General features: G+C 61.8%; 7 protein-coding genes and 2 pseudogenes. 6 read left to right on the top strand and 3 right to left on the bottom strand.

The features are described from left to right. The 5 genes and pseudogenes from ACP5E6_RS11965 to ACP5E6_RS11945 form a co-directional block, all read left to right on the top strand. Positions 1 to 404: pseudogene (locus tag ACP5E6_RS11965) on the top strand (outer membrane beta-barrel protein); the annotation flags it as partial. Between the two features lie 119 nt (positions 405 to 523). Then, complete coding sequence (locus ACP5E6_RS11960) at positions 524 to 1645, top strand: ABC transporter substrate-binding protein (protein ID WP_427954466.1); 1122 nt, start codon at positions 524 to 526, stop codon at positions 1643 to 1645. Further along, positions 1642 to 2526, top strand: a complete 885-nt coding sequence (locus ACP5E6_RS11955) for an ABC transporter permease (protein ID WP_427954465.1) — start codon at positions 1642 to 1644, stop codon at positions 2524 to 2526. The genes ACP5E6_RS11960 and ACP5E6_RS11955 overlap by 4 nt, the downstream gene beginning before the upstream one ends. Beyond that, a complete protein-coding gene (locus ACP5E6_RS11950; RefSeq protein ID WP_427954464.1) occupies positions 2523 to 3308 on the top strand; it encodes an ABC transporter permease in 786 nt (261 codons plus the stop codon). The genes ACP5E6_RS11955 and ACP5E6_RS11950 overlap by 4 nt, the downstream gene beginning before the upstream one ends. After that, positions 3308 to 4366 carry an ABC transporter ATP-binding protein gene (locus ACP5E6_RS11945; RefSeq protein WP_427954463.1) on the top strand — a complete coding sequence of 353 codons (1059 nt, stop codon included), beginning with the start codon at positions 3308 to 3310 and terminating at the stop codon, positions 4364 to 4366. The genes ACP5E6_RS11950 and ACP5E6_RS11945 overlap by 1 nt, the downstream gene beginning before the upstream one ends. Before the next feature lie 285 nt (positions 4367 to 4651). Here the strand turns inward: ACP5E6_RS11945 and ACP5E6_RS11940 are convergent, their stop codons facing one another. Then, the gene (locus tag ACP5E6_RS11940) at positions 4652 to 5212 is read right to left on the bottom strand and encodes a cytochrome b (RefSeq protein WP_427954462.1); all 561 of its coding nucleotides are present in this window, start codon (positions 5210 to 5212) and stop codon (positions 4652 to 4654) included. Between the two features lie 98 nt (positions 5213 to 5310). On the opposite strand from ACP5E6_RS11940, the gene ACP5E6_RS11935 reads away from it, so the two are divergent. Next, positions 5311 to 6750: a glycosyltransferase family 2 protein gene (locus ACP5E6_RS11935; protein WP_427954461.1), complete on the top strand. Its 1440-nt coding sequence runs from the start codon at positions 5311 to 5313 to the stop codon at positions 6748 to 6750. A 103-nt stretch (positions 6751 to 6853) separates the two neighbouring features. On the opposite strand, the pseudogene ACP5E6_RS11930 reads toward ACP5E6_RS11935, so the two are convergent. Together ACP5E6_RS11930 and ACP5E6_RS11925 are read right to left on the bottom strand one after the other, a co-directional pair. Continuing rightward, positions 6854 to 7189 (bottom strand): annotated as a pseudogene (locus ACP5E6_RS11930) (DDE-type integrase/transposase/recombinase); the annotation flags it as partial. A 292-nt stretch (positions 7190 to 7481) separates the two neighbouring features. Continuing rightward, positions 7482 to 8053: IS5 family transposase (locus ACP5E6_RS11925; protein ID WP_427954460.1), on the bottom strand; the 572-nt coding region annotated here is incomplete at its 5' end.

Raw genomic sequence — 8053 nt, 5'->3', positions numbered from 1 at the left:
ATATGATTGGCGTGTATTATTCCTACACCAAAGGCGCCGTGACGCTGGTACCTGAAGTTCAATATGTTTACGCCAAAGTCGATCATCAGATCGGTATCGATAAATTCACCAGCAATTTCGGCGCCGAACTGATCGGGGATTATCAATTCGCAAAAACTCCGTGGTCGGTGGGTGGCCAGGTGGTCTATTATTCAAACAATGGTCCACAAGCATGGTATCTGAACGCCCACTCAGCTGGCATCGGCATCGGCGTGACACCGACGTGGCAGCAAGGCAACATCTTCGCGCGGGGCGAAGTCGGGTTGCTGCATCTCACCAGCGTCGGTACCGGACCTGCGTTCGGCAGTAGCGGCACCGATCGCAATCAGGTGATCGGGCTGCTGGAAGCCGGCGTGGTATTCTGACGCCGTCGCCGTCATGAAACCGTCACGTTGGGCAGGCTTGCCCAGGGGGCGGTTTCATGGTTGCAGCCTCGCGAGCGATCAATCTGGATGCAAACCCTATACCGATCGAGGATGAGATCATGCCCGGTGATATGATACCCGAAAGTTTCCGCCAATCCCGCCGCACCGTTCTGAAATATGTCGGAGCAGGTGCCATCGCAGGATTGCTGCCCACGATCAGCGATGCCGCCGGCACGTCCCCCGCCCTGATTGCAGCGGCGAAGCATGAGGGCGGGCTCAATACCATTGCCTTGCCACCCGATTGGGCGAATTATGGCGAAATCATCAGCACATTCGAGAAAAAATACGGTATCCCGATTAGAAATGCCGCCCCCGACGATACTTCTGCGGAGGAGCTCCAATCCATCCGCTCCATGCGCGGTCAATCGCGTGGGCCGGACGTAGTCGATGTTGGCTTATCTTTTGCACTGACAGGGGCCAAACAGGGCTTGTTCAGGCCCTACAAAGTCTCGACCTGGAATTCCATCCCCGCTGCGCTGAAAGACCCCGCCGGCCTCTGGTACGGCGACTACTTCGGGCTGATTTCGTTCGGCGTGAACATGTCGGTCGCCAAAACCGCGCCGCAAAGCTGGGCCGATCTGAAAAAACCTGCCTATAAGGGGATGGTTGCACTGAACGGCAGCCCGCTCGGCGCCGGTGCCGCCTTCGCCGGCGTGTTCGCCGCTGCCCTCGCAAATGGTGGCTCACTCGACAATATCATGCCCGGTATCGAATTCTTCGCCGATCTCGCCAAACGCGGCAATTTCGACCCCTCGGCAGCCACCTCGGCCAGCCTCGTTTCCGGTCAGACCCCGGTGGTGATCAACTGGGACTACCTCAACCTCGCCCAGGCGAAGAAATCCAAGGCGATGACCAAGATCGACACCATCATCCCCACCGATGCCAAACCCTACGGCGCCTTCTATTGCCAGGCGATCAGTAAATTCGCCCCGCACCCAAAAGCCGCCGAACTCTGGCAGGAATTTATCTATTCGGACGAAGGTCAGCTGCTTTACCTCAAGGGCTTCGCCCACCCAGCGCGGTTCTCCGCCATGGCAAAATCCGGCGTTATCCCGGCCGCGCTGATGGCGGATTTACCGCCAGCCAAGCCGTATGGCGAGGCGTTGTTCGCAACGATCGCGCAAACCAAAAAGGCGCAAGCAGCTTTGACCGAGAATTGGACCAAACTGGTCAAGGCGTGATACCAGATTCCCCGACGTCGAACGGACGAATTATTAGATCCGCTGGCTGGTTCACCATCGCCTTCATGGCGCCGTTCCTGCTCTACGTCACGGCGTTCCTGATCCTGCCGACGCTGATGCTCCTGGCCACCGCCTTCCTCGGCAAGCACGGGCTGACCCTGCATTACGTCCGTTCACTCGGCCAGGGTCAGACCGTGGTGGCGTTCCGCAACTCGATCGAACTGTCCGCCATGGCCGCTTTCGTCGGCCTCGTGGTCGGCGGGCTGACCGCGTATTTCGTGCTGCTCCCCGGCATGCCGCGCGGCCTGCGCTCGCTGGTCACCACCTTCGGCGCGGTGGCCGCGAATTTCGCCGGCGTGCCGCTCGCCTTCGCCTTCATCGCCACGCTCGGCAGTCTCGGTATCATCACCGTCTGGCTCAAACTGATCGGCATGAACCTCTACGGCAGCGGGTTCACCCTCTATTCCCTGCCCGGCCTCGTGCTGGTCTATGCCTATTTCCAGATCCCGCTGATGGTCATCGTCATCACCCCCGCCCTCGAAGCGCTCCGGCGCGAATGGCGGGAGGCCGCGGAAAACCTCGGTGCCTCGGCATGGGATTACTGGCGCCATGTCGGCCTGCCGATCCTGCTGCCCTCGCTGCTCTCGGCCTATATCCTGCTGTTCGGCAACGCCTTCTCCGCTTACGCGACGCCCTATGCGCTGACCTCCGGCATCGTCGCCCTGGTCCCGGTCGCGATCAGTAACGTCCTGTCGGGCAACGTCATGGTCTCGCAGCAGACCGGTGCCGCCCTCGCCCTCGGCATGATCGGGGTGATGGTTGTGGTGATGGGCATCTACGCCCTGATCGCGCGCCGGGTCGGGCGCTGGGTGAAACGATGAACCGCCGCACCCCCCGCCTGATCCCCGGCCTCGGCCTCGGCATCGTCGGGATTTATTTCATCACCCCGCTGCTCGCGACCGGCGTGTTCAGCCTGTGGGAAGGCGGCGACCGCTACGGCCTCTCCGCCTATGTCGCGCTGATCCACCAGCCGAAACTCTGGCAGAGCCTCGGCCTGTCCATCCGCCTCGCGATCGAAACCATCCTGGTCGGGCTGGTCGTTCTGGTCCCCGCCGTGTTCTGGCTGAACCTGCGGGTGCAACGCCTGCGCCCGCTGTTCGATTTCCTCTCGGTCCTGCCCTTCGTGGTGCCGCCGATCGCGCTCGTTGCGGGCATGACCACGCTCTACACCGGCCCGGACTGGTTCGTCGGCACCGCGAATTACCTCGTGGTCCCTTACGTCATCCTGGCACTCCCCTACACCTATCGCGCCCTCGATGTCGGCATGCGCGCGCTCGATCTGAAAACCCTGACCGAAGCCTCCCAAAGCCTCGGTGCCGGCTGGTTCACCCTGATTTTCCGCGTCGTGGTGCCCAACCTCACCACCGCGTTGATCGGTGCCGCCCTGCTCACCATCGCGATCGTGATGGGCGAATTCACCTTCGCCAACATCCTGCTGTTCAACACCTTCGCGGTCTATATCGACTATATCGGCCAGACCTCGGCAACCGAGGCTTCGGCCCTGACCCTGCTCAGCTTTCTGATCACCTGGCTCGCCATGCTCGGTGTGCTGGTCACGGGACGAAGCGGTCGCGGTCAGGTGCAGATCGGCGGGGCCCGCTGATGGATTATCTGACGCTCGATACCATCGCCAAGCACTACGGCAGCCGCACCGTGCTGCGCGATGTCTCGCTGGCGCTCAAACCCGGCGAATTCATCTCCCTGCTCGGCCCCTCCGGCTGCGGCAAAACCACCCTGCTGCGCATCGTCGCCGGGTTCGACCATCCGGATTCCGGCCGCGTCATGCTGGAGGGCAGGGACATCACCGCTCTCGCCCCGGCGAAGCGCCAGATGGGCATGGTCTTCCAGGCCTATTCCCTGTTTCCCAACATGAGCGCCGAAGACAACGTCCGCTTCGGCCTGCGCGTTCGCCGGCAGGACGATGCCGCCCAGCGCCAGCGTGCGCGCGAATTGCTCGACCTCGTCGGGCTCGCCGAACACGCGGCGAAATATCCGCATCAGCTCTCCGGCGGACAGCAGCAGCGCGTCGCCCTCGCCCGCGCGCTGGCAATCCGCCCCTCCCTGCTCCTGCTCGATGAACCGCTCTCCGCCCTCGATGCCAAGGTCCGCGTGCAATTGCGCGACGAAATCCGCCGGATCCAACAGGAAACCGGTGTGACCACCCTGTTCGTCACCCATGATCAGGAGGAAGCGCTATCGATCTCCGACCGCGTGGTGGTGATGCATGAAGGCGTGCTCGCACAGGTCGGTACCCCCGCCGCAATCTACGGCGAGCCGGAAACCATCTTCGTCGCCCGCTTCGTCGGCGCCGTGGCCGAGCTACCCGGCATCGTCGCGGATGGAACAACCGGTGCCGTAACCATCCTCGGCCGCACCCTCGCCGCAAACCGCGCACGCGGCATGGCAGCAGGCACGAAAATCCATTTCCTGCTCCGCCCCGAAGCCATCCGCCTCGCCCCGTCCTCCAGCCCAGGCATGTTGCAAGGCACCGTCACGACCAGCACCTTCTTCGGCGCCCTGACCAGCCTCCGCGTCGAAATCGAAGGTAGTTCCGACTGCATCACCGCCGCCATGCCCAGCACCGAAGCTGCCGGCATCGCAACCGGCACTAAAGTCTCGATCACCTGGGACGAAGACGCCCCAAGACTTATAAAAGCCTGACAAAACAGAGTTTTTGTTGGTATAGACGGCGCACCGGCATCGAGTTTGGCTTGATTGGGGCTCTGTAACCGACCAATGAAAGAACCGTCCGGCGGGAAACAAGCGCATAGCAATAATATCGCTCTAATGCTGCGCCGATGGGGGCATCCGCGCGTCGTGGTGACCGACAAGCTTTGGAGCTACGACGTACCACACCGCACGGATTGCCGCAGTGCCGATCATCGTTCCCACAAGCGGCTGAACAACAGGATCGAATTCACCATCCCCAACACCCACCATTACGGGTCACCGCCACATGCGCTGCAATTCGGGGCGGTGGTCGAGGAGTTGGTGTTTGAGGGCGCCGGCGATGTGGCCGGCGACGAGGGCGTAGAGTGTGTAGCCGAGATAGGTGTGGATGATGCCGAACCAGAGGTGGAATTCGTGTTTGGTGGCGGCGGGAAGGGTGGTGATGAAACCGAGGCGAAACCAGGGGATGACCCAGAACAGTTTGAGCGGGTGGCCGGCGGCAGCACTCCAGGCGGAATCGTGGATCCAGCCGGTGAGCGGGAGTGCGAGGATCAGGAAATAGAGGGCGTAGTGGACGGTGTGGGCTAGGGTGCGTTCCCAGGGCGCGTAGTCGGCGGGCAGTGTGGGTGGTTTGTGGGTCAGGCGCCACGCGATGCGGGCGATGACGAGGAACAGGACGGTGATGCCGATCGATTTATGCAGATCGATCATCGGGCGCTGCCAGGGAACCGGGGCGTAATTGGCGCCGAGGCCGAGGCTGACGTTGATCAGGATGAACAGGGCGATGCCCCAATGCAGCAGGACGGCGGTGCGTGTGTATTTTTCGGCCTCGGTCATCTGCGGGCTCCAGTTGGGATGTATCATCGGTGGGGCTGCTTGGCAGGTCGTCAAGCCGCCTCATGTGAGACGCGAACGATTGTGATGGGATAGTGCCTGTGTCGATTACGCTGAATCCGGTGCTTCGGATGAATTCACCGCGCTGGACGCCGTCGCCGACACCGTGGCGCAGTGTGGCGATTCATGGCGCGGTGATGCTGGTGTGGGTGGTGTTGTTCGCGAACGCATTTTTCGCGCATGGCATTTCGGGCTGGTCGGTCGGGATCGTTTATATCGCGTATGACACCGCGCTGTTGGCGTTCACCGTCTGGCAGACATGGCCGTTGCGCCGGGCGGTGGCGCCGGGTGCTGCGGCGGGGCAGCGGCCGACGCTGGGGGTGATCGTCGCCGCGTATAACGAGGCGGCAGTGCTGGAGGCGACGGTGGCCGGGCTGCTCGGGCAGAGCGATCCGCCGGAGGCGATCGTGATTGCCGATGATGGATCGAGCGACGGCACGGCGGCGGTGATGCGCGCGGTTTATGGTTTGGAGGCGCCGATGCTGGGGGCGATCAGCGCGCCGAGCATGGTGGTGCCCCAGTTGCGGTGGTTGCGGTTGGCGCATGGCGGCAAGGCGGTGGCGTTGAACGCGAGTCTGGTTCATCTCGACACCGATCTGGTGCTGACGGTCGATGCGGATACGATTTTGGAGCGTGAGGCGATCGGCGCGATGCGTGATGCGTTCGCGGCAACGCCGGGCCTGGTGGCAGCGACCGGGGTTTTGACTCCGGTGTGCGATGGCAGCGTGACCGGGCGGGTGTTCGAATGGTTCCAGACCTATGAATATGTTCGCAATTTCCTGTCGCGCTATGCCTGGATGCGCCAGGACAGTCTGCTGTTGATTTCAGGGGCGTTTGCCGGGTTTCGGCGTGATGCGGTGGCGCTGGTGGGCGGGTTCGATCCGGATTGTCTGGTCGAGGATTATGAGTTGATCCATCGGTTGCGTCGCTATGGGTTCATGCACGGGCTGAGCTGGCACAGCGCGGTGATCGGCGGGGCGCGGGGGCGAACCTCGGCGCCCGGCAGCCTCCCGGCGTTTTTACGCCAGCGGCGGCGGTGGTTCGGCGGGTTTCTGCAGACCCAGTTCTGGTATCGCGACATGGTGGGGGCGGCGCGGTATCGGCGGTTGGGGACGTGGATGCTGCCGGTCAAGGCGATCGACACGATGCAGCCGGTCTATGGGCTATGCGCGTTTGCGCTGCTGCTTTGGTATATTGCGACGGGGCGGGTTTCGATGTTGATCCCGGTCGGCGGGTTCATTTTGGGCAAGATCGTGATCGATCTCGGGTTTCATGGCTGGTCGGTGCATTTGTATCGCAACTGGGTCGGCGGGCGGACGCGAGCGGAGCCGGGGCTGGCGATACTGGCGGCGGTGATCGAGCCGTTCAGCTTTCAGTTGTTCCGGCATATGGGCGCGACCTGGGGCTGGCTGTATTTCCTGACCGGCAAGCGCGCGTGGGGTGTGCAGCAGCGGGGAGCGATGGTGGCTGATCGTTCGTGAGGTTTGGTGTGAGTTTTCCTTAAATCCCGGAATTGCGGTTTGTCGGTCGGAAGGCATTGTCAGGTTGATTGGATGAGGTGCGATTGACCTTGGTTACGATCGATCAGGCGGCCAGGTTGGCGGCGTAGTCGGCCCCGAGTGGAAATGCGTCGGCCCGACCATGGTGGAATGATCGCGCGAAGAGACGGTGGCGTTTCGGGCGGGACAGGGTGACGATCTGGTCGTGAGTGGCGAGAAATCTCTGAGCCTGGCCGGCAGACTTGAACCGGCCCAAGATCTTTTCTCGTCGTCTTGGATGGCGATGAGAGGCTTCGATCCTGTTGTTCAGCCGCTTGTGGGACCGATGATCGGCACTGCGGCAATCGTTTCGGAGTGTAACGTCGTCGCTCCGAAGCTTGTCGGTCACCACGACGCGCGGATGCCCCCATCGGCGCAGCATTAGAGCGATATGCGATTAGGTTGACGCGGCAGCGGCAACATAATCGCATGAAATGGCGTTGGTGCATAAATACACCTGTGGTTGATTTTGTTGTGATCGACTCGCGGTCGGATAGCTTGATGACGGAATTTCAGTAATGAAGTAGGAGGAAGTGTCATCCCGAGTGCCATCAGCAAGCCGCATGCCGAACAAGATCAACGACGATCGCCGCCACAAGTTCAAGAAGATGAGATACCGCGTGGCGTTGTTGCATGAGTCGGGTCAGGGTTGGTGATCGCCATGGTAGCAGCGTTTATTTGACCCTCACGGACACCGGCATACCGAGGCCGGTCATCCGGTTCAGGACGTTGCAGGCAATTTTGGCTTCGGTCTGTTGATTGGATAGAGTCCGAGCGTGAAGTCGCCGACCGATGATGGTTTTGTATCGGAACATTGTGGTTTCAACGAGACTTCGCCGCCCATAGCCGGATCGTTGCTGCCAGCCGCGCCGACCGTGCTTTGCGATAGCCTCGAGATGGCTGGCGCGCTGCGTTGGGTTCTCATTTTGTCCCGCAACTGCCGTTGACCGGGGTGGAATAACGATGGCGGCTCCTGGATGATTTGCCGCCACCGCATCGTAGACCGGCTGTCCGTCGTAAGCGCCGTCGGCGATCACAGCAGCAACCGAATCTTTTACCTGATCAAGCAAGTCCGGCACGGCGGTGACGTCGCCGACATCATCAGGTGTCAATTCACTGGCGCGGACCTCGTGGGTATCGGCATCGACCGCGATGTGCAGTTTCCGCCAGCGCCGACGCGCCCGAACCCCGTGCTTCTGATCCAGCCATTCACCCTCGCCGTAGATTTTGAGGCCCGTGCTGTCGA

The organism is Acidiphilium sp., assembly GCF_049977125.1.
Lineage (GTDB): Bacteria > Pseudomonadota > Alphaproteobacteria > Acetobacterales > Acetobacteraceae > Acidiphilium.
Note: the sequence above shows the minus strand (reverse complement) of the source record. Positions and strands in the feature narration are given on the sequence as shown.

Bases quoted from the DNA above. Each gene is read 5' to 3' on its own strand.
- ACP5E6_RS11960 (WP_427954466.1), top strand. From the start codon at position 524: ATGCCCGGTGATATGATACCCGAAAGTTTCCGCCAATCCCGCCGCACC.
- ACP5E6_RS11950 (WP_427954464.1), top strand. From the start codon at position 2,523: ATGAACCGCCGCACCCCCCGCCTGATCCCCGGCCTCGGCCTCGGCATC.
- ACP5E6_RS11945 (WP_427954463.1), top strand. From the start codon at position 3,308: ATGGATTATCTGACGCTCGATACCATCGCCAAGCACTACGGCAGCCGC.
- ACP5E6_RS11940 (WP_427954462.1), bottom strand. From the start codon at position 5,212: ATGACCGAGGCCGAAAAATACACACGCACCGCCGTCCTGCTGCATTGG.